General features: G+C 68.9%; 17 protein-coding genes and 1 pseudogene. 5 read left to right on the top strand and 13 right to left on the bottom strand.

The genetic code is table 11. The features are described from left to right. Positions 1–95: 95 nt before the first annotated feature. Positions 96–1,574, top strand: coding sequence for an MFS transporter (locus tag JOF29_RS20105; protein ID WP_209695696.1), 1,479 nt, complete (start codon positions 96–98; stop codon positions 1,572–1,574). Between the two features lie 28 nt (positions 1,575–1,602). Here JOF29_RS20105 and JOF29_RS20100 read toward each other — a convergent pair whose 3' ends face one another. After that, positions 1,603–2,412, bottom strand: coding sequence for a phosphotransferase (locus tag JOF29_RS20100; protein ID WP_209695695.1), 810 nt, complete (start codon positions 2,410–2,412; stop codon positions 1,603–1,605). Positions 2,413–2,598: 186 nt separating this feature from the next. Between JOF29_RS20100 and JOF29_RS20095 the strand changes: the two genes are divergently transcribed. Further along, a complete protein-coding gene (locus tag JOF29_RS20095) occupies positions 2,599–3,225 on the top strand; it encodes a class I SAM-dependent methyltransferase (protein WP_209695694.1) in 627 nt (208 codons plus the stop codon). Between the two features lie 34 nt (positions 3,226–3,259). Here JOF29_RS20095 and JOF29_RS20090 read toward each other — a convergent pair whose 3' ends face one another. The 4 genes from JOF29_RS20090 to JOF29_RS20075 form a co-directional block, all read right to left on the bottom strand. After that, a complete protein-coding gene (locus JOF29_RS20090; RefSeq protein WP_209695693.1) occupies positions 3,260–4,780 on the bottom strand; it encodes a sensor histidine kinase in 1,521 nt (506 codons plus the stop codon). Next, positions 4,780–5,481, bottom strand: coding sequence for a response regulator transcription factor (locus JOF29_RS20085; protein ID WP_209695692.1), 702 nt, complete (start codon positions 5,479–5,481; stop codon positions 4,780–4,782). The genes JOF29_RS20090 and JOF29_RS20085 overlap by 1 nt, the downstream gene beginning before the upstream one ends. Positions 5,482–5,597: 116 nt before the next feature. After that, a complete protein-coding gene (locus tag JOF29_RS20080) occupies positions 5,598–6,125 on the bottom strand; it encodes a hypothetical protein (protein ID WP_209695691.1) in 528 nt (175 codons plus the stop codon). A gap of 62 nt (positions 6,126–6,187) precedes the next feature. After that, entirely contained in the window at positions 6,188–6,673 is a 486-nt protein-coding gene (locus JOF29_RS20075; RefSeq protein ID WP_209695690.1) for a DUF456 domain-containing protein, read from the bottom strand. A 42-nt stretch (positions 6,674–6,715) separates the two neighbouring features. On the opposite strand from JOF29_RS20075, the gene JOF29_RS20070 reads away from it, so the two are divergent. Next, on the top strand, positions 6,716–8,689 hold the full coding sequence (locus JOF29_RS20070) for a glycogen debranching N-terminal domain-containing protein (protein ID WP_209695689.1): 1,974 nt from the start codon (positions 6,716–6,718) through the stop codon (positions 8,687–8,689). Here the strand turns inward: JOF29_RS20070 and JOF29_RS20065 are convergent, their stop codons facing one another. Then, positions 8,690–9,313, bottom strand: coding sequence for a LysE family translocator (locus JOF29_RS20065; protein ID WP_209695688.1), 624 nt, complete (start codon positions 9,311–9,313; stop codon positions 8,690–8,692). A gap of 86 nt (positions 9,314–9,399) precedes the next feature. On the opposite strand from JOF29_RS20065, the gene JOF29_RS20060 reads away from it, so the two are divergent. Then, positions 9,400–10,875 carry an aminotransferase-like domain-containing protein gene (locus JOF29_RS20060; protein ID WP_209695687.1) on the top strand — a complete coding sequence of 492 codons (1,476 nt, stop codon included), beginning with the start codon at positions 9,400–9,402 and terminating at the stop codon, positions 10,873–10,875. A gap of 93 nt (positions 10,876–10,968) precedes the next feature. Here the strand turns inward: JOF29_RS20060 and JOF29_RS20055 are convergent, their stop codons facing one another. Then, positions 10,969–11,199, bottom strand: a complete 231-nt coding sequence (locus JOF29_RS20055; RefSeq protein ID WP_133789309.1) for a DUF7455 domain-containing protein — start codon at positions 11,197–11,199, stop codon at positions 10,969–10,971. A 392-nt stretch (positions 11,200–11,591) separates the two neighbouring features. On the opposite strand from JOF29_RS20055, the gene JOF29_RS20050 reads away from it, so the two are divergent. After that, complete coding sequence (locus JOF29_RS20050; RefSeq protein WP_209695686.1) at positions 11,592–13,676, top strand: DNA gyrase/topoisomerase IV subunit B; 2,085 nt, start codon at positions 11,592–11,594, stop codon at positions 13,674–13,676. A gap of 149 nt (positions 13,677–13,825) precedes the next feature. Here JOF29_RS20050 and JOF29_RS20045 read toward each other — a convergent pair whose 3' ends face one another. The 6 genes and pseudogenes from JOF29_RS20045 to JOF29_RS46000 all read right to left on the bottom strand — a co-directional run. Then, positions 13,826–14,053 carry an isochorismatase family protein gene (locus tag JOF29_RS20045; protein WP_209695685.1) on the bottom strand — a complete coding sequence of 76 codons (228 nt, stop codon included), beginning with the start codon at positions 14,051–14,053 and terminating at the stop codon, positions 13,826–13,828. A gap of 38 nt (positions 14,054–14,091) precedes the next feature. Then, positions 14,092–15,507: an amidase gene (locus tag JOF29_RS20040; RefSeq protein ID WP_209695684.1), complete on the bottom strand. Its 1,416-nt coding sequence runs from the start codon at positions 15,505–15,507 to the stop codon at positions 14,092–14,094. Then, positions 15,504–16,922 (bottom strand): amidase, encoded by a 1,419-nt coding sequence (locus JOF29_RS20035; RefSeq protein ID WP_209695683.1) that lies wholly within the window; start codon positions 16,920–16,922, stop codon positions 15,504–15,506. The genes JOF29_RS20040 and JOF29_RS20035 overlap by 4 nt, the downstream gene beginning before the upstream one ends. 244 nt (positions 16,923–17,166) lie before the next feature. Further along, positions 17,167–17,361 carry a hypothetical protein gene (locus JOF29_RS20030; protein ID WP_209695682.1) on the bottom strand — a complete coding sequence of 65 codons (195 nt, stop codon included), beginning with the start codon at positions 17,359–17,361 and terminating at the stop codon, positions 17,167–17,169. A gap of 69 nt (positions 17,362–17,430) precedes the next feature. Further along, entirely contained in the window at positions 17,431–18,579 is a 1,149-nt protein-coding gene (locus tag JOF29_RS20025) for an ABC transporter substrate-binding protein (RefSeq protein WP_307863486.1), read from the bottom strand. 28 nt (positions 18,580–18,607) lie between these two features. Continuing rightward, positions 18,608–18,898, bottom strand: a pseudogene (locus JOF29_RS46000) (ABC transporter substrate-binding protein); the annotation flags it as partial. Positions 18,899–19,040 lie beyond the last annotated feature (142 nt).

The following is a 19,040-nucleotide window of genomic DNA, read 5'->3' as shown; positions in this document are numbered from 1 at the left end:
GAACGCCGTACAGGACTTGACCAACGTTCAGTTCTAATTGCACACTGTTCAAGCAAGCTGAACAGTGTTCAAGAAACGACTCGAGGAGGTGCGCGATGGCCGCTCGGCATCCGCGCAGATGGCTGATCCTGATCGTGCTCTGCCTGAGCACGCTCGTGCTGGTGCTGGACAACGGCGTGCTGACCGTCGCGATCCCGGTGCTCACCGAGGACCTCGGCGCGAGCGCGCAGCAGATCCAGTGGATCGTGGCGAGCTACATCCTGGTGTTCGCCGGCCTCCTGCTGACCGCGGGCAGTCTGTCCGACCGGTACGGCCGGAAGAAGGTGATGATCGTCGGCCTGGCGATCTTCGGCGCGGCCTCGCTGGTCGCGACGTACGCCGGTACGCCGGAGATGCTGATCGCCGGAAGGGTGCTGATGGGCGTCGGCGGGGCGATCGTGATGCCGAGCACGCTGTCCGTGCTGATCACGGTCTTCGACGACGCGGAACGCCGCAGGGCGATGTCGATCTGGAGCTCGGTGCTGATGGTCGGGCTGATCGGCGGACCGGTGCTGGGCGGCGCGCTGATCGCGAAGTTCTGGTGGGGCTCGGTGTTCCTGATCAACGTCCCGGTGGTGGTGCTGGCGATCGCGGCCGCGGTGATCCTGATGCCGGAGTCGAAGGGACCGTGGCGGAAGCCGGACCCGGTCGGTGCGCTGCTGTCGATGGTCGGTCTGGTCGCGCTGGTCTGGGTGATCATCGAGTTGCCGGAGCACGGTGTCTCGTGGCCGACGCTGGCGCTCGCGGTGGTGGGGCTTGCGGCGTTCGTGGTCTGGGAGGTGCGGACCGACGTACCGATGGTGCCGTTGCAGCTCTTCCGGGACCGGAACTTCAGCGGGGGCAGTTTGTCGCTGGTGTTGTTGCAGGTCGCGAACGGCGGGCTGGTGCTGGCGTTGACGCAGTACCTGCAGTTCGTGCTCGGGTTCTCGCCGACGAAGGCCGGGCTCGCGATGGCGCCGATGGCGGTGGCGGTGATCCTGGTGAACGGGGTCGGCGCGACGCTCGGTCAGAAGATCGGGAACCGGCCGATGACGGTCGCCGGGCTGGTGGTGCTGGCCGGCGGGTTCGGGGTGATGTCGACGCTCACGGCGGACGACGGGTTCGGGATGGTCGCGCTGGCGCTCGGGGTGTTCGGTGCGGGCGCCGGGCTCGCGCAGCCGGCGGCGACGGCGGCGTTGATGGGGTCGGTGCCGCAGGAGTACGCCGGGGTCGGATCGGCGCTCAACGACACCGTGCAGCAGGCGGGTGCGGCGCTGGGGATCGCGATTCTCGGCTCGGCGCTGGCGAACAACTTCACCGCGAACATGCCGGAGTCGGCGCCCGCCGCGGCGCGCCGGTCCATCGGACAGGCGCTGTCCGTCGGAGACCCAGGGCTGGTGCACGTCGCGCGGGTCGCGTTCGCGGAGTCGATGTCCGGGACGTTCGTGGCGAGCGCGCTGGCGCTGCTGGGGTCGGCGGTGCTCGCGCGGGTGCTGCTGCGGGACAAGAAGACGCCGGACGCCGAACCGGTCGCCGACGAGGTCGCGGTCGGCTGACCGCGGACCTCGAAGGCGCGGGTCGTGGTCAGCCGAGCAAGGCGGTGGTGAGGGGGTCGGCGTTCTCCTCGAGCCAGGTCTGGCGTCGCCGGATCTGGTCGCCGACTCCCTCGCTCCACATCCGCTGCCAGCCACCGCCGAGCGTTTCCGCGCGGTACCTCATCGTGTGCCAAGCGCGCTCGTTCCGCGCGATCGCCAACGGCAGCACCCGCTTCCGGTCGGCGTCGGACAGCCCGTACGCATCCGCGAGCAACCGGCTCCGCCGAGGCCGGTCGAGACCGCGCAACTCCGGCTCCAGATCGGCGTCCGCACCGAGCGGCGCCCACCACAGCATCAGGTTCACGAAGTCCGCCACCCTGCTCACCGGCCGCGCCATGTCGAAGTCGATCAGCGCATAGGCACGGCCCTCTCGGAACACCACGTTCTCCGGTGTCACGTCCTGATGCCCGACCAGCTCCGGCGGATCGTTCAGCTCCGGCAGGCCGGGCGGCTCGATCGGGGCGGGCAGGTTCCCGGGTACGCCGAACGGCTCGATCGCGGCGTGGTACGTCCGCAGCAGCCGCGCCACCGACAGCATCCGGTCCTCGTCGGCGATCCACGCCGGACGCGGGCGACCGGCCACCTCGCCGTCGATGTACGTGAGGGCATGCCGGCCCTTCGAGTCGATGCCGAGGAACCGCGGTGCACCGTCGAAGCCGGCCCTCTCCAGGTGAAGCAGGACCTCCTGCACCATGTCGGCCCGCTCACCGGGCGGTCGCCGTACGGTATCGCCGACCCGCACCAGCCCCTCGGTCACGTCCCCGCCGACCAGCGGGATCTCCTCGCCGTCCTCGATCACCAATACCTCATTCCCAGTTGCTGAAACGTTTGTATGCACAGCCGCACCAGGTGCCCGATTCTAGGCCTCGCGTTCGTCGGACTCGCACTCAATTACCTGGACCGCACGACTGTTCGGGACAAGTGATTGTTGCCAGGTTGGCAAGAGGGTTTGCCTGCTGCGGTGCGGGTGCCGGACCATCGGCTCATGACGACCGAACAGCTCCCGGACGAGTACTGGAACGCGTTCTACTCCGAGCACGAGCAGATCTGGAGCGGCAAGCCGAACGCCGCGTTCGCCGACGAGGTGGCCGGGTTGGCGCCCGGGCGCGCCCTCGACCTCGGCTGCGGCGAAGGGGCCGACGCGATCTGGCTCGCGGAGCGGGGCTGGACGGTGACCGCCGTCGACGTCTCCACGGTCGCGCTGGGCCGCGCGGCCGAGCACGCGAAGGCCGCCGGGGTCGGCGACCGGATCGACTGGCAGCAGCACGAACTGGGCAACTCGTTCCCGGACGGAGAGTTCGACCTGGTGTCCGCGCAGTTCCTGCACTCGAAGACCGACCTGCCACGCGACGGCATCCTGCGGCGCGCGGCCGCCGCGGTCGCGCCGGGCGGCGTACTGCTGATCGAAGGGCACCTGGGCTTCTCGCCGGGCGAGCACAACCCGCACCCCGAGGTCCACTTCCCGGAACCCGACGAGGTGATCGAGAGCCTCGCGCTGCCTGATGGTGAGTGGGAGACGTTGGTCAGTCGCGCCCACGACCGGGCCCAGGTGATGCGGGACGGCGTACCGATCAATCGCCGCGACTGTACGGTGAAGCTCCGCCGTCGCTGAGACTGTGTCTGCCGATGCACAGCTCGAGCCGGGCTTACGTCGGGAGGGGGAGGTGGACGGTGAAGGTTGCGCCGTGCGGGGTGGTGTTGGTGGTGGTTACGTGGCCTTTGTGGGCGGCTACGAGGGCGGCGACGATGGAGAGGCCCAGGCCGGAGCCGCCGGTGGTGCGGGTTCGGGCGGTGTCGGCTCGGTAGAAGCGTTCGAAGACTCGGGCTTTTTGTTCCTCGGAGAGGCCGGGGCCGGTGTCGCTGACTTCGAGGATGGCTTCGGTGCCGCGGGTGCCGACCGACACTGTGATGGGGGCGTCGACGGGCGTGTAGTTGAGGGCGTTGCTGACGAGGTTGCCCAGCACCTGCCGGAGCCGCGCCTCGTCGCCCTCGACGACGGGCGCCTCCGAGTCGGGGAGGATCGTCAGCGACAGCGGCCGGTCCGGCTGGATCGCCTGCGCGTTGTGCAGGGCGTCAGCGGCGATCGGCAGCAGATCGACCGACTCCATCCGCAACGGGCGCTGCTGATCCAGCCGCGCCAGCAGCAACAGATCGTCGACGAGCAGACCCATCCGCTTCGCCTCGTCCTCGATCCGCCGCATGGTGTCGGAGTCGGTGGTGTCGCCGCGTTGCCGCGACAGTTCCGCGAACCCGCGGATCGACGTCAACGGCGTACGCAGCTCGTGCGACGCGTCCGCCACGAACCGCCGCATCCGGTGTTCGGACTGGCGCGCGGCCTCCTCGGACTGGCGCGCCACATCCTCCGAGCGCCGCGCCACATCTTCCGAGCGTCGCGCCGCCGCCTCCGACGCGGTACGTTGCGCGAACGCCGTCTCGATCTGCCCGAGCATCTGGTTCAGCGCCAGCGACAGCCGCCCCACCTCGGTCCGCGGATCCCGCTGTGGGACCCGCCGGCTCAGGTCCCCGCCGGCGATCGCGACCGCGGTGTGCTCGACGTCCTCCAGCCCGCGCAGACTTCGCCGTACGACGAACGTCCCGACTCCGGCCAGCAGGACGAGCAGGATGACACCGGCCGCGGCCTGGATCCCGACCAGCCGCTGGATCGTGTAGTCCATCTCCTTGAGGCTCTGCGCGACCATCACCGACCCGGTCCCGTCGTCGGTCTCCACGGCCAGCACCCGCCACTTGGCGCCGCCGGACTGCGCGCCGACGTCGAACGGTTTGGCGCCGAGTGCCCGCACCTGGTTGAGGTTCAGCGTCGGCAGTTTCGGCAACGGCTCCGTCTCCGCGATCCGCGACCCGACCGGGCCGTTGTCGCTGACGCCCTCGGAGTTGCTGAACTGGACGACGAACACGCTCGGCAGCTGCCGCCGCACCGGACCGCCGGCACCGGGCGGCAGCGGCCGCCGGTCCGGCTTCGCGTGCGACAGCGGCTCGGCGGTCTGCTGCAGCTGCTCGTCGACGCGGTCGATCAGATAGCCGCGCATGATGGTCGTCGACAGTACGCCGGACGCGGCCAGCGCGAGCACCACCAGAGCCAGCAGTACGACGACGATGGTGACGCGCAGCGGGTACCGGTCGATGAACCGCCGGTGACTCTGTTGCATCAGTTGGGGCCTCGCGGGGTGCGCAGTACGTAGCCGACCCCGCGGACGGTGTGGAGCAGCTTCTGGTCGCCGGTGTCGACCTTACGGCGCAGGTAGGACATGTACGACTCGACCACGCCCGCGTCACCGGCGAAGTCATAGTTCCACACCGCGGACAGGATCTGCCCCTTCGACATCACCCGTTCGGCGTTCTCCAGCAGGCACCGCAGCAGCTTGAACTCGGTCAGCGACAGCTGCACGGCGCGGCCGGCCTTGAACACCTCGTAGCTGTCCTCGTTGAGCTCCAGGTCGGCGTACCGCAGTACGGCGGCCTCGGTCGCGGTCTCCTCGCGGTGACCGGAGCGACGCAGTAGCGCCCGCACCCGGGCGACCAGTTCGTCGAGGCTGAACGGCTTGGTGACGTAGTCGTCGCCCCCCGTCTGCAGCCCGAGCACCTTGTCCTCGACCGCGTCCCGGGCGGTGAGGAACAGCACCGGTACATGCCGGTCCTCACCGCGCAGGCGGCGTACCACCTCGAAGCCGTCCAGTCCGGGCATCATCACGTCGAGTACGACGAGGTCGGGCTCGACGTCCCGGGCCTTGCGCAGCGCCTCGGCACCGTGGGTCGCCGTGGTCACGTCGTACCCGGCGAACCGCAGACTCGCGGACAGCAGCTCGACGATGTTCGGTTCGTCGTCGACGACCAGCAGATGCGGACTCATAGTGACAGTGTGCCGCCGGCAACCGTGTGAACCCTGGAAGGTTCCTGGCAATCGCCTGTGAGTCGTCGGGACGGCGCCTGTCAGCCCGGTCAGCCCGGTCAGCCCGGTCAGCCCTGTCAGCGTGGCCCGTGCTTGAAGCCCCAGGCCTGGCCGGCGGCCTGACGGACCGTGCCGTCGTTGACCCTGGTCGCTGTCGCCGTGCCGTTGGTGACGACCGCCGACACGTTGACCGTGTTGCCGGTCTTCACGTCGCCGATGCCGTTGCGGGCCGCGTTCACCATCGTGTTGGACGTCAGCGTGTACGTCCGGCTGTACCCGTCGGCGCTCTTCACCGTGACCGAGTCGTTGCTGACGGCCGTCACCTGGCCGCGCTGGACGGCGACGGTCTGGTAGCCGCCACCGTTCTTCGGTACGACGAACTCACCGTGCACCGCCCCGCCGAGCCCGAACTCACCGCGGAACCCGCCGCGCCCCGGACCGCCGCCCGGCTTCTGGTTCTGGTTCGGCTGCGAGGGAGTGGAGGGGGAGGCGGACGGTGTCGGGTCCGCGTTGCTCGCTGCCCAGGCGACCCCGCCGGCGGCCGTGGTGACGGCGACCGCGGCGACCGTGCCGAGCAGGCGCCAGCGCTTCTGTGAGAGCTTCATGCTTCCAGAATGGCGCGAGCAGCTAAGAACGAGCTGGCAATCACCTAAGAACAGGTGGGCTGTCAGACGACGAAGAGGACCGCGACCAGCCAGAGGGCGGCTGCGAGCGACGTACCGAGCAGTTCGATGAGGATCGACACGCCGGTCTGGCGGAGCGCGTGCTTGGTGGAGGTCCAGGCGGTGCCGTGCGCGCGCAGCCGTTGCACCTCGGACAGGTACACGCCGAGCGGGAACCCGACGAACATGCCGACCAGCGGGATCACGAAGAACCCGACGATGCCGAGCAGTACGCCGAAGATCATCGACCGCCGCGGTACGCCGACCTCTCGGAGCCGGCGCTCCGGTACGACGTACTTCACCACCTGACTGGCCCCGATCAGGACGACGCAGATCGCGAACACCACCCACCCGGTGGCGCTCCGCTCGACGATCGCCCAGACCAGGATCGCCGCCAGGCTGAGGAGTGCGCCGGGGAGGATCGGCAGCACGATGCCCGCGATTCCGACGAAGATCGCGATCCCGGCCAGGACCGTCACGGCAGTCTGCATACCCCAACTGTCTCGCACCTCGGGACCTCTTAGGGTGGGGACATGTCCTCCCAGCTCCACGAACTCGTCACCGCCCTGGCCGCGCCGTGGGTGGTGCTGTCGCCGCGATCAGGTCAGCTCACCGGCTCCGGTCCGGAGGGCGTCTACGCCCGGGACCGCCGGATCCTGTCCCGGTTGAGTGTGACGATCGACGGCCGGGAGCCGATCCCGGTGCACGTCGACGAGCGGGACGCCGCGACGCACCAGTACGTCGCGATGGTCGAAGGACTCGGCGACACCCGGCACGACCCGACCGTGATGCTCTACCGGACCCGCACCGTCGAGTCCGCCGGCCTGACCGAGCGGATCACGCTGGTGAACCGCTCCCGCGTGGCGATCGAGTGCCGGCTGGATGTTGCCCTCGGCACCGACCTGGCGGGCACCGCGGCGGTCCGCAGTGGCGCGGCGGCCGCCCTGCCGGAGCTCGCGCCGCTCCCGGACGGTCCCGGCCGGATCCGCTGGGAGAGCGACGACACCCGTGTCGTCGTCACCGCGGAACCAGGCGTCACGGCCACGCCACGTGTCGAGCCGGGCGAGGGGTTCACGCTGACCCTGCACGTCGCCGCGGACTTCCCGAAGTCGACCACCGGCTTCTCGATCGAGCCGCCGGCCGAGCGTACGCCGTACGACGTCACGCTGCGGTGCGACGACAAGCGGGTCGAACGCTGGCTCGAACGTTCCCTCGACGACGTGACCGCGCTGCAGCTGGCCGACGGCGACGACCGCTACCTCGGCGCCGGACCGCCGTGGTACCTGACGCTCTTCGGCCGCGACTCGCTGATCTCGTCCGGCATGCTGATCCCCGTCGACCCGACGCTGGCCGCCGGGACGCTGCGCGCGCTCGCGGCCCGGCAAGGAACGAAGGTCGACGCCGACGCGGCCGAGCAGCCGGGCAAGATCCTGCACGAGCTGCGCGCCGAGGTCGCCGACCACGGCGGCGGCCTGGTCCTGCCGCCGGTGTACTACGGGACGCACGACGCGACCCTGTTGTGGATCAGCACGCTGCACAAGGCCTGGCGCTGGGGCATGCCCGCCGACGAGGTCCACGACCTGCTGCCGAACCTGCGGCGCGCGCTGACCTGGATGAAGGAGTACGCCGACCCCGACGGCGACGGGTTCCTGGAGTACGTCGACGAGTCGGGCCACGGCCTAGCGAACCAAGGCTGGAAGGACTCCGCCGACGCCGTGCAGTGGCCGGACGGCACGCTGGCGACGGCACCGATCGCGCTCTGCGAGGTCCAGGGCTACGCGTACGCCGCCGCGGTACACGGCGCGGAGCTGCTCGAGGCGTTCGGTGAGTCCGGCGACGAGTGGCGCGCCTGGGCGGCGGCGCTGCAGGAGCGGTTCCGGGCCGCGTTCTGGGTCGACGGCTACCCGGCGATCGCGCTCGACGGCGCGAAGAACCCGGTCGCCGGCCGCGCTTCGAACATGGGCCACCTGCTCGGTACCGGCCTGCTCGACGCGGACGAGGAGCGGACCGTCGCCGACGTACTCGCCGGGGCCGACCTGAACAGCGGCTTCGGGCTCCGAACGTTGTCCACGGCAATGACCCGCTTCAACCCGCTCGGCTACCACACCGGCAGCGTCTGGCCGCACGACACCGCGATGACGATCCAGGGCCTGTTCGCGAGCGGCCACGCCGACGTCGCATCGTCGTACGTCGAGGGGCTGATCCGCGCCGCGGAGGCGTTCGACCACCGGCTGCCGGAGCTGTACGGCGGCCGCGGGACCGGCGAGGAGAGTACGCCGACGCCGTACCCGCTCTCGTGCCGCCCGCAGGCGTGGGCCGCCGCGTCGGCGGTCGCGGTCCTGGTCGCGGCGCTCGGCATCGAACCCGACGTACCGGGTGGGACGCTGGTCATCAATCCCGCGGCGACGGCACCGTGGAAAGGCCTTGAACTGCAGGGGTTGCGGGTCGGCGCCGACGTGCTGACGGTGCGGCTGGACGGCGACAGCGCAGAGGTGATCCCGAGCTGATCACACTGTGAGTACGGCGGCCACGGCGAGCGCCAGGTAGATGCCTGCGACGAGGCGGTTCCGCCAGCGGCCCGTCGTACGAGCCGAGCGGAAGCGGCGGCCGATCGCGTCGGTGCCGAGTGCGTAACAGAGGTCGAGCGTGATGCCGATCAGCAGCGTGCCGGTGCCGAGCAGCAGCATCTCGGTGCGGAGCTGGTCGGGTCCGGCGCCACGGGTGGTGAACTGCGGGAGGAACGCCAGGAAGAACAGGGCGGCCTTCGGGTTCAGCAGGTTGACCACGACGCCGTCGCGGAAGATCCGGCCGAGCGGCGCCGCCTGGATGCCGGCGGTGTGCTCGGCGGCCGGCGCCACGAGCAGCCGGAGGCCGAGGTACGCGAGGTAGATCGCCCCGGCGACCGTGATCGCGGTGAACAACGCCGGGGAGGCCCGCACCAAGGTCGCCAGGCCGAGCGCGGTGACGACGATGTAGACGAGCGTCCCGGTCTCGACCGCGAGCGCCGACACGACGCCTGCTCGCCGGCCCTGGGTGAGACTGCGCAGCGAGATGTAGAGGTTGTTCGGCCCGGGCATCCCGACCAGCACCACCGTCGCACCCGCGAAGCCCGCCACCCGACCGATCCCCATACTCGACCTTCTCCTCGAACTGGACTGCTTGGCTGCACTAGCCTGGCGGTCCGACAAGCAGTCCACCCGAGCCAATAAGAGGAGAAGTGGACCGTTCTGGAGACGCGGGCGCGCTGGCCGACCTGATCGGCCACCGGCTGACCGGCCGCAGCGGCGGCCTGTACCGGCGGCTGGCCGACGAGCTCGCCGCGCTGATCGGTGCCGCAGAGCTCCCGGTCGGTGCCCGGCTGCCCGCGGAGCGCCGGCTGGCCGAGGCGCTCGCGGTCAGCCGCTCGACAGTCGTCGCGGCGTACGACGAACTTCGCGCCCACGGCCTGGTGGAGAGCCGGCGCGGCAGCGGTACGACGGTCGCCCGCGCCGCCGGCCGCGGGCGTTCACGAGCGGACAAGCGGATGCCGTCCGGGTACGGCGAATCGCTGTTCCACCGCATCACGGTCGGCCCCGGCGAGGTGATCTCGCTGACGTACGCCGTGGATCCCGGACTGCCCGAGCTCTCGTCGGAACTGGCCGAGCTGGCGTCGACCGACCTGCCGGAGCTGCTCGGCCATGTCGGGTACCACCCGCGGGGACTGCCGGTACTGCGGGAGCGGATCGCCGAGCACTTCACCGGATCGGGGCTGCCCACGTCCGCGGACGAGATCGTGGTGACCACCGGCGCCCACCAGGCGATCGCGCTGGTCACGCAGATGTACCTGCGCAACGGCGCCGCGGTCGCGATCGAGCAGCCGAGCTGGCCGGGGTGCTTCGACCTGTTCGGCGCGGCCGGCGGGCGGGTGGTCGGCGTACCGCTGGACGATGCGGGCATCCGGCCGGACCTGCTCGATGCGGCGTTCGCGGAGCACCAGCCGGCGATGCTGTTCGTGATGCCGACGTTCCACAACCCGACCGGCCGGTTGATGTCCGCGGCGCGCCGGCGACAGGTGGCGGAGCTGGCCGCTCGGCACGGGGTGGTGGTGGTCGAGGACAACGCGTACTCGGCGTGGGATCGGGCCGGCCCGTCGGTGCCTCCGCCGTTGGCGGCGTACGCGCCGGAGGACGCGGAGGTGCTCACGATCGGGTCGGTGTCGAAGGCTGTGTGGGGCGGGCTGCGGATCGGCTGGATCCGGGCGTCACGTCCGTTGGCGGAGCGGCTGGCGCGGCACAAGGCGCTGGCCGATCTGGGGAGCCCGGTGATCGATCAGGCGCTGACGGCACGGTTGCTGCCGAGACTCGGTGAGCTGACGGCGGAGCGGGCGCGCGTGGCGACGGTACGGAAGAAGTTGATGGGGGAGTTGCTGACCGAACGGCTGCCGGAATGGGAGTGGTCTGAACCGGTCGGCGGTTCGGCGTTGTGGATCCGGTTGCCGGACACCGATGCCCGGGTGTTCGCCCAGGTGGCGTTGCGGCACGGCGTGGAGGTGGTGGCCGGGCAGGCGATGGACCCGACCGGCGAGCACAACGACTACTTACGCGTCCCGTTCGCGTACACAGAGCAAGTGCTTGATGATGCGGTGACCCGGTTGGCGCGGGCGTGGCAGGAACTGCGCCGGCATGGCCCGGGTCCCGAAGTACCTGTGGTGTAAATGAAGGATGGCGGGTCACCCTCACGGGTGAGCCGCCATCGAAGCCTGTATGACTTTGGCGCCGTCATTGGCGCGTTTGGAACAGCCTGAGGGTCACCGCTCGTCGTCTACGGTGACCGTGGGGGTGGCTTCGAGCCGACCGGTCTCGTCGTGGATGGTGATCGCGATGTCGCGCAGTTTCTCCGAGTGCTCCCGGCCGTGGTGGGCGCAGAAGAGAAGCTCCCCACCGCTGGTCAGGGTGACTCGGACGTAGGCCTGCGCACCGCAGCGGTCACAACGATCCGCGGCCGACAGCGCCGAACTCGGGGCGAGTGCTGTAGTCATTGAGGCCTCATCTCATCTAGTTCCGTACTCACCAGATAGCAACATCCTGACATGCGGATCGCTTCCCGGTGGGGACAACGTGTCCGTATGTGAGACGAACCACCTGTTCCCGTATGACGTTTGCTGACGAGGAATCGTTTCGTGGAGCGGCGGAATTCTGGTGAGCTACGGAGGCGGGGTGCTTCTTCTCTCACTGTGCGCCATGGAATCGTCACCGTCTGCTCGGATTCGGAGTGTCGTACACCACTTCGAATCGAGTCCGGATCGATATCTGCCGCGACATGTACTTCCGGTGCCCGTCGGCAGGTCGGGTCTGCCCGTGCCTGCACGGTTTTGGGGGTGCGGCCGCATAGGCTGTCCGCAGTAAGTGCGTGAACCAGTGAAGGAGCCCTGTGGCCGCCCCGACGCCTCGCAGTACCGAGATCGACCCGACGTACAACGCCCGCAACCTGCTCGTCCTCGAGGGACTCGAGGCCGTCCGGAAGCGGCCCGGCATGTACATCGGGTCGACGGACAGCCGCGGCCTGATGCACTGCCTGTGGGAGATCATCGACAACGCCGTCGACGAGGCCCTGGCCGGCCACGGCGAGCGGATCGATGTCGTGCTGCACCAGGACGGCTCGGTCGAGGTGCGCGACCAAGCCCGCGGCATCCCGGTCGACATCGAGCCGAAGACCAAGCTCAGCGGGGTGGAGGTCGTCTTCACCAAGCTGCACGCCGGCGGCAAGTTCGGCGGCGGGTCGTACAACGCCTCCGGCGGTCTGCACGGCGTCGGCGCGTCGGTGGTGAACGCGCTGTCCGCGCGGCTGGACGTCGAGGTCGACCGTGGCGGCACGGTCTGGACCACTTCGTTCCGGCGCGGTGTCGCCGGCGAGTTCGACGCCGAGGGAGCGGCCGCCGGGTTCACCCCGGCGAAGGGTCTGCGCAAGGCCGGCCGGGCGAAGCGCGGCGTCACCGGCACCCGGATCCGGTACTGGGCGGACCGGCAGATCTTCACCAAGGACGCCGCCTTCAACTACGACGAGCTGGTCACCCGGGCGCGGCAGACGTCGTTCCTGGTGCCCGGACTCGAGCTGGTGATCCGCGACGAGCGCGGCGAAGAGGCCACCGAGGAGACCTTCAAGCACGACGGCGGGATCAGCGAGTTCTGCGAGTTCCTGGCCACCGACCAGAAGGTCACCGAGGTGATCCGGCTGGCCGGAACCGGTCACTTCACCGAGACCGTGCCGATGCTCGACGACGCCGGCCACATGACGCCGACCGACGTCGAGCGGGACCTCGAGGTCGACATCGCGGTGCGCTGGGGCGACGGCTACGAGACCGAGCTGCGGTCGTTCGTGAACATCGTCGCGACGCCGAAGGGCGGCACGCACGTCGCCGGCTTCGAGCGGGCGCTGTCGAAGAGCTTCACGAACGCACTCGACGGCACCCGGCTGCTGAAGAACGGCGAGGAGATCATCAAGGACGACGTCCTCGAAGGTCTGACCGCGGTCGTCACGGTGCGGCTGGCCGAGCCGCAGTTCGACGGCCAGACCAAGGAAGTGCTCGGCACGCCGGCCGCCTCGCGGATCGTGGCGAAGGTGGTGCAGACCGAGCTGGAGTCGTTCCTGACCTCGACGAAGCGCGAGTTCAAGGCGCAGGCCCGCGCCGTGCTGGAGAAGGTCGTCGCGGCGTCCCGGACCCGGGTCGCCGCGCGCCAGCACCGCGAGCTGCAGCGCCGGAAGACCGCGCTGGAGTCGTCGGCGCTGCCGGCCAAACTGGCGGACTGCCGCAGCAACGACGTCGACCGGTCGGAGCTGTTCATCGTCGAGGGTGATTCGGCGCTCGGTACGGCGAAGCTGGCGCGGAGCTCGGAGTTCCAGGCGCTGCTGCCGATCCGCGGCAAGATCCTGAACGTGCAGAAGGCTTCCGTCGGCGACATGCTGAAGAACGTCGAGTGCGCCTCGATCATCCAGGTCGTCGGCGCCGGCTCCGGGCGGACCTTCGACCTCGAGCAGGCGCGGTACGGGAAGATCATCTTCATGGCCGACGCCGACTCCGACGGCGCGCACATCCGCACGCTGCTGGCGACGCTGTTCTTCCGCTACATGCGTCCGATGGTGGAGGCCGGCCGCGTCTACACCGCCGTGCCGCCGCTGCACCGCTTCGAGCTGACGAACCCGAAGAAGGGGCAGGACAAGTACCTGTACACCTACAGCGACGCGGAGTACCAGCGGAAGACCGCCGAGCTGATGAAGAAGGGCGTCCGCTGGAAGGAGCCCCCGCAGCGTTACAAGGGTCTCGGTGAGATGGACGCCGACCAGTTGGCCGAAACCACCATGGACCCACGGCACCGCACGCTGCGCCGGATCACGGTCGACGACGTCGAGGCAGCCTCCCAGGTCTTCGACCTCCTGATGGGCAACGACGTAGCCCCACGCAAGGAGTTCATCGTTCAAGGCGCGTACGAACTGGACGAGAACCGCATCGACGTCTGATCCACCGGTCCTGCTCACCGCGCGGCCGTTGTCCGGTGCCTCGTGCCGCTGGTCGGCGGACGTGGTTGCGGACTCTTGCGGTTGGTCCTCGGGCTGGATCGGTGGCACGCAATTCACCTGGAGCCGGCTGCCGACCGCTGCGGTGCGGTTCAGGCCGCGACGACAACGTCGCCGTGCTTTGCCAGCAACGCAGGCGGCGCCTCGACGTCGTCCGGGCGGAAGACATGCCGGGTGTAGATGATCGGTAGCCCGAGGGACCGTGCCTGGGCGAGCAGTTCGGCGTTGGCCGCGACCACGTGCGCAGCGTTGGGCAAGGCCGCACCCTGCGTTGGCAGGGAGCCGTCCGGGTGGACGAATCCGTTCTGCATGTCGATCACGAGGACCGCAGTGTTCTCCAGCGTCAGCTCTGAACTCCCTACTTTGCGATTTCGGGCACCCGCAGGTGCCAATTGGTGTCGAGCTGGAAGGCGTCAGCGGCCCTGAGCACGGTCGCTTCTTGAAACGGGCGGCCTGCCAACTGCATGGCGAGCGGGAGGCCGTCATGGGTGAAGCCGACCGGCACGCTGATCACCGGATGGCCCGTGAGGTCCCAGAACGGCGTGTTCACCGCTCGGAACCAGGTGTGTATGTCGTTCTGCGGCCCCATCTCCGCGAGGGAGATGGCGCCTTGGAACGCAGCAGGCGTGAGGACAAGGTCGACCTTGGAGAAGACCTCGTCCCGCATCGCCTTCTGCACCACACGCCGGCCACGCTGGGCCTGGACGTAGTCCGCGGCCGAGAACATCACGCCGCCGGCGAGCGCGGCCCTCACACCGAACGAATAGTCCTGGAGCCGACTCTGGGCATCGGGCATGTGATAGGCGAACGACTCACCGGCGTTGATCGGCCAGAGCATCCCGATCGCCTCCTCGAAGAGCGGGAGGGCGAGTTCCACAACGGTCGCGCCTCGAGCCCTGAGCGCCGCCACCGCCGCCTCGAGCGCAGGTACGAGGTTGGGGTCGACGTACGGCGCGTTGTCGGCGCCACTGGTGACGTCGACGCCGATCGTCAGGCCCGTGAGGTCTCCGGTCAGCGCGCCGACATAGTCGTCGACTGGCGTGTCGATGGCCGTCGCGTCGCTGGCGTCGTAGCCCGCGAGGGCGCTGAGCATGGTGGCGCAGTCACGTGCCGATCGTGCGAGCGGGCCGATGTGGTCGAGGCTGTAACCGAGAGGCACACAACCCGACTTCGGCACTCGACCCGAGGTCGGCATCAGGCCTGAGACCCCGCAGAACATCGCAGGGATGCGGATGGATCCGCCGGTGTCCGTGCCGAGCCCGCCGAGGAAGATGTCTGACGCGATCCCGGATCCGGTGCCCGACGACGAGCCACCCGACCAGCGGTCGAGGTCCCATGGGTTGCGACAGATCGGGAAGGGCATCGCCTCGTCAGGGACGCCGCAGGCGTACTCCATCGTGGTGAGCTTGCCCGAGATGAGTCCGCCGGCCTCCCGCAACCGTGCAACGACGACGGCGTCGCCGTTCCCCCAGGAGCGGTCCAGGACGATGGACTGAGCTGTCGTCACCCCTTCCCGGGTCGTGATGATGTCCTTGATGCCAAGCGGGATGCCGTGGAGCGGGCGGACCTCATCACCAGAGGCGAGCACTGCGTCCGCCTTCGCGGCCTCCTCGAGCATCGTCTCGTCATAGCGTGCGATGTAGACGCCGACCTTGTCGTCGAGCTTGTTCGCCTGGTCGATCGAGTGCTGGGCGAGCTGAACGCTGGTGAGCGAGCCGTCACGCAAAGCTGTCGCGGCGTCAGCGATCGTGCGGGGGAACGTGGTGTCACTCATGCTGCGAGCTCCTGATCTAGAAGGGCCGGCGCCTGGAGGTGGAAATCGGTCACCGACTGGAAGGCGTCGCCGATCCGCAGGAGGGTCGCCTCGTCGAACGGCCGGCCCGCGAACTGGAGCCCGAGCGGGAGGCCCGGACCGGTGAAGCCGAACGGAACGGTCAGCACCGGGTTGCCGGTGCTGTCCCAGTAGCCGGTGTGGATCGCGCTCATGGCCCGCACGACACCGCGGCTGTCCAGATCGGCAAACGATGTAGCTCCGGTGCTGGCCGTTGGCGTGGCGATCACGTCGACGGTCGAGAACAGATCGGTGATCGCCCTGACCCCTACCCTTCGGGCGCGGGCGGCCTGGACATAGTCGGCCGCACTGTAGAAGGCGCCCTGGGCAAGGATGAGACGGGTCGCTGCGCCGTAGTCGGACCACTTCGCCTGCAGGTCTGGCAGGTGATAGGCCAAGGCCTCGCCGAGCATGTTCACGAAGTCCGCAGTGGCCATGGCCTGGTAGTACGGGATCTCCATCCCGACGATCTCCGCGCCGCGGCCGGCAAGGACCTCGAGCGCGGCGTTCCATGCCTGATCCAAGGCCGGATCAGCGTCGTCACCGGCCACCCGGGCGAGCTTGTCGACTCCGATCTTGAGACCGGTCAGATCGCCCGTCAATGCCCCGCTGTAGTCGGCCACGGGCACGTCGAGGGTCGTGGGGTCGGAGCTGTCCGGACCAGCGAGGACGTCGAGCATGAGCGCACAGTCCTCGGCGCTGCGCGCCATCGGGCCGATGTGGTCGAGAGTGAAGCCGAGCGGCACACAGCCAGACTTCGGGACTCGTCCGTACGTCGGCATCAGGCCCGTGATTCCGTTGAACGCCGCGGGGATCCGGATAGAGCCGCCCGTGTCAGTGCCGAGCGCACCGAGGACGGCGCCGAGCGCGACCGAGCTGCCTGACCCGGAGCTCGAACCACCGGCCCAGTGGTCCAGCGACCATGCGTTGCGGGGCACCGGGAACGGCTTGGTCTCGTCGGGCGCACCGATCGCGAACTCCATCGTGGTGAGTTTCCCCATGATGATGCCGCCGGCCTGCTTGAGTCGCTGGACGACGACTGCGTCACCGGTGAACGAGGACGGGTCGTGGACGAGGGACTGCGCGGTGGTCGGGCCGTCGGCGGTGGTGATGATGTCCTTGATCCCCAGCGGAAGGCCGTGGAGCGGACCCACCAACCTGCCGGCCGCAAGGTCCGCATCCGCGGCAGTTGCGGCCGCCAAAGCCCGGTCGGTGTAGCGGTCGATGAACATCCCCACCGCATCGTCGTGTGCGTCGGCTACGGCGATCGCGTTCTGGACGAGTCCGACTGAGGTCGTCTCACCTGTGCGGAGCGCGACTGCGGCCTCGGACAACGTGAGCATGGTGTCGCTGGTCATGCGTCAACTCCCAACAGTTGGGCACCCGGAGGTGCCAGTCGGTGGCCTGCTGAAAGCGTCTCCGGCACGAAGCACGAGGGCCTCCTCGAAGGGTCGCCCTGCAATCTGCAGGCTGCGGGGGAGGCCGTTCTCGGCCACCCCTGTCGGCAGGCTCAGCACGGGATTGCCCGCACCGTCCCAGTACGGCGTGAAGATCGCCGAGAAGAAGTCGCCCTCGCGGGCGCCGTTGTCAGGTGAGTCATGGTCAGACTCGGGGATCGAAGGTGATCGCCGGCTCCTCGTAGCGGACACCGGGCATCGTGTATAGCGCGGCAACCGCGGCACGGGTAGGCCCATACGCAGCGATGAGCTTGTCGACCTCGTCCGGCGCGGGGGAGAGGGTGTGGAGCTGAAGAAGAGCGGCGACCATTTCCTGATCAGAGACGGTGTTTTCGGGCATGGCGAAGCCTTCCCTTTCTCCGAGGGTTGGTGGTGCGGGCCCAGGTCGGACCCGCACCGGGGACTGCTGTCAGCTGCCGACAGAAACGGTGGTCAAGTCGACGAACCAGGATTTCGGCTGGACGAATCCGTGGACGTCCGGGCCGAGGACTCGGGGGTTGCGGTCGTTGACGACGACGAGCCAGGGCGCGTCAGCTCCGATGAGCTTGCTCGCCTGGGAGTAGAGCTGGAACCGCTTGGTGGTGTGGAACTCCGCCTGCGCCTGGGCCAGGAGCTTGTCGACCTTCGGATTGGAGTAGTGACCGACGTTGATGTAGCCGTTGGTGGCGAAGTACATCGACCACGAGCTCTCCTGGAGCATGGTGAGCGAGATGTTGATCGCGTTCGCCTGGTCCGGGATCTTCCCTGTGGTGATGGACGTCAGCATGGCGGCCCACTCGATCGGCTTGAGCTCGACCTTCACACCGATCTTTGCCAGGTCAGCCTGGATGAGCTGGTTCATCGGACCCGGCTGCATGTTGCCCGACCCCGAGGTCGGGTAGGAGAGCGACATCGTGAACCCGTCGGCGTACCCCGCCTCGGCGAGGAGCCTTTTCGCCTCGCCAAGCTTGTAGGAGTAGACGTCGTTCCCTTTGTCGTAGGCCTGGTTGGCGACGGCGGGGATCTGGTAGGCCGGGTCGGCCGTGTCCTTGAGGAGCTCCTTCGCCATCGTCTCGCGGTCGATCGCAAGGTTGAGGGCCCGTCGCACCTTCGGGTCGCTGAGCGGCTTGTACGAGAGGTCGAAGATCCAGGGCCAGACGTGGTCGTAACTGTTCGTGAAGACCTGGAATCCGTCGGACTTCAGGCTGGCGATGTCGTCGGGGTTCGGCGCTTCGGCCCAGTTCACCTCGCCCGAGCGCAGCGCGGCCAGTCGGGCGGAGACGTCGGGCATCGGCTTGAGGACGAGCTTGTTGATCTTCGGGGCACCTCCCCAGTAGTCCTTGTTGGCCGTGAAGGTCGCCTGCTGCCCACGGGTGAGGGATTGGAAGACGAAAGGACCGGTACCGACCGGGTGCTCGGCAAAGTCCTTGCCGTACTTCTGGAGGGCAGTCGGGCTGGCGATGTAGAGGAACACGATGTCGGAGTCGAGATGGGCGTCCGGTCCCTTCGACGTGATCGATACCGTCATGTCGTCGATCTTCTTGTAGGAAGCGATGGCTGCGCCGCCGAGGGCCCGCACGGCTCGCGACCGTCTGGTCGAACTGTGGCGCCTTCGGCTTCAGGTAGCGGTCGTAGTTGTAGACCACCGCGTCGGCGTTGAAGGGCGTTCCGTCGTGGAAGGTGACGCCCTTGCGCAGGTGGAAGGTCCAGGTCAGTTTGTCGTCGCTGACCTCCCAGGACTCGGCCAGGCCAGGGACTATGCCCGGGATCTTGCCGGCCTGCTTGAGGTCGTACTTCGTCAAGCTGTCGTAGAGCGTGTTGCCGGCGAAGCGGTTGCCCTCGTAGCCCTGTCCCCCGGTGAGGAGGGTGTCCAGGTTCGGCACGTCGGCGGCGGTCATGGCGACGGTCAGGACGCCCGGCTGGCTTGACGGGGCCGCGGCACCGCTGCTGCCACCGCAGGCTGCCGCGGACATCAGGGAGACGACCACGGCTGCGACCGCGATGATGCGACGACCGCGCCGTCGCGAGGGGAGGAGTTTC

Source organism: Kribbella aluminosa (genome assembly GCF_017876295.1).
GTDB lineage: Bacteria > Actinomycetota > Actinomycetes > Propionibacteriales > Kribbellaceae > Kribbella > Kribbella aluminosa.
This window is presented reverse-complemented; position numbering and strand designations above follow the sequence as displayed.

What these genes read in the sequence shown, in the direction of transcription:
- JOF29_RS20105 (WP_209695696.1), top strand. Translation starts at nt 96, where the DNA reads ATGGCCGCTCGGCATCCGCGCAGATGGCTGATCCTGATCGTGCTCTGC.
- JOF29_RS20095 (WP_209695694.1), top strand. Translation starts at nt 2,599, where the DNA reads ATGACGACCGAACAGCTCCCGGACGAGTACTGGAACGCGTTCTACTCC.
- JOF29_RS20090 (WP_209695693.1), bottom strand. Translation starts at nt 4,780, where the DNA reads ATGCAACAGAGTCACCGGCGGTTCATCGACCGGTACCCGCTGCGCGTC.
- JOF29_RS20085 (WP_209695692.1), bottom strand. Translation starts at nt 5,481, where the DNA reads ATGAGTCCGCATCTGCTGGTCGTCGACGACGAACCGAACATCGTCGAG.
- JOF29_RS20080 (WP_209695691.1), bottom strand. Translation starts at nt 6,125, where the DNA reads ATGAAGCTCTCACAGAAGCGCTGGCGCCTGCTCGGCACGGTCGCCGCG.
- JOF29_RS20075 (WP_209695690.1), bottom strand. Translation starts at nt 6,673, where the DNA reads ATGCAGACTGCCGTGACGGTCCTGGCCGGGATCGCGATCTTCGTCGGA.
- JOF29_RS20070 (WP_209695689.1), top strand. Translation starts at nt 6,716, where the DNA reads ATGTCCTCCCAGCTCCACGAACTCGTCACCGCCCTGGCCGCGCCGTGG.
- JOF29_RS20065 (WP_209695688.1), bottom strand. Translation starts at nt 9,313, where the DNA reads ATGGGGATCGGTCGGGTGGCGGGCTTCGCGGGTGCGACGGTGGTGCTG.
- JOF29_RS20055 (WP_133789309.1), bottom strand. Translation starts at nt 11,199, where the DNA reads ATGACTACAGCACTCGCCCCGAGTTCGGCGCTGTCGGCCGCGGATCGT.
- JOF29_RS20040 (WP_209695684.1), bottom strand. Translation starts at nt 15,507, where the DNA reads ATGAGTGACACCACGTTCCCCCGCACGATCGCTGACGCCGCGACAGCT.
- JOF29_RS20035 (WP_209695683.1), bottom strand. Translation starts at nt 16,922, where the DNA reads ATGACCAGCGACACCATGCTCACGTTGTCCGAGGCCGCAGTCGCGCTC.
- JOF29_RS20030 (WP_209695682.1), bottom strand. Translation starts at nt 17,361, where the DNA reads ATGCCCGAAAACACCGTCTCTGATCAGGAAATGGTCGCCGCTCTTCTT.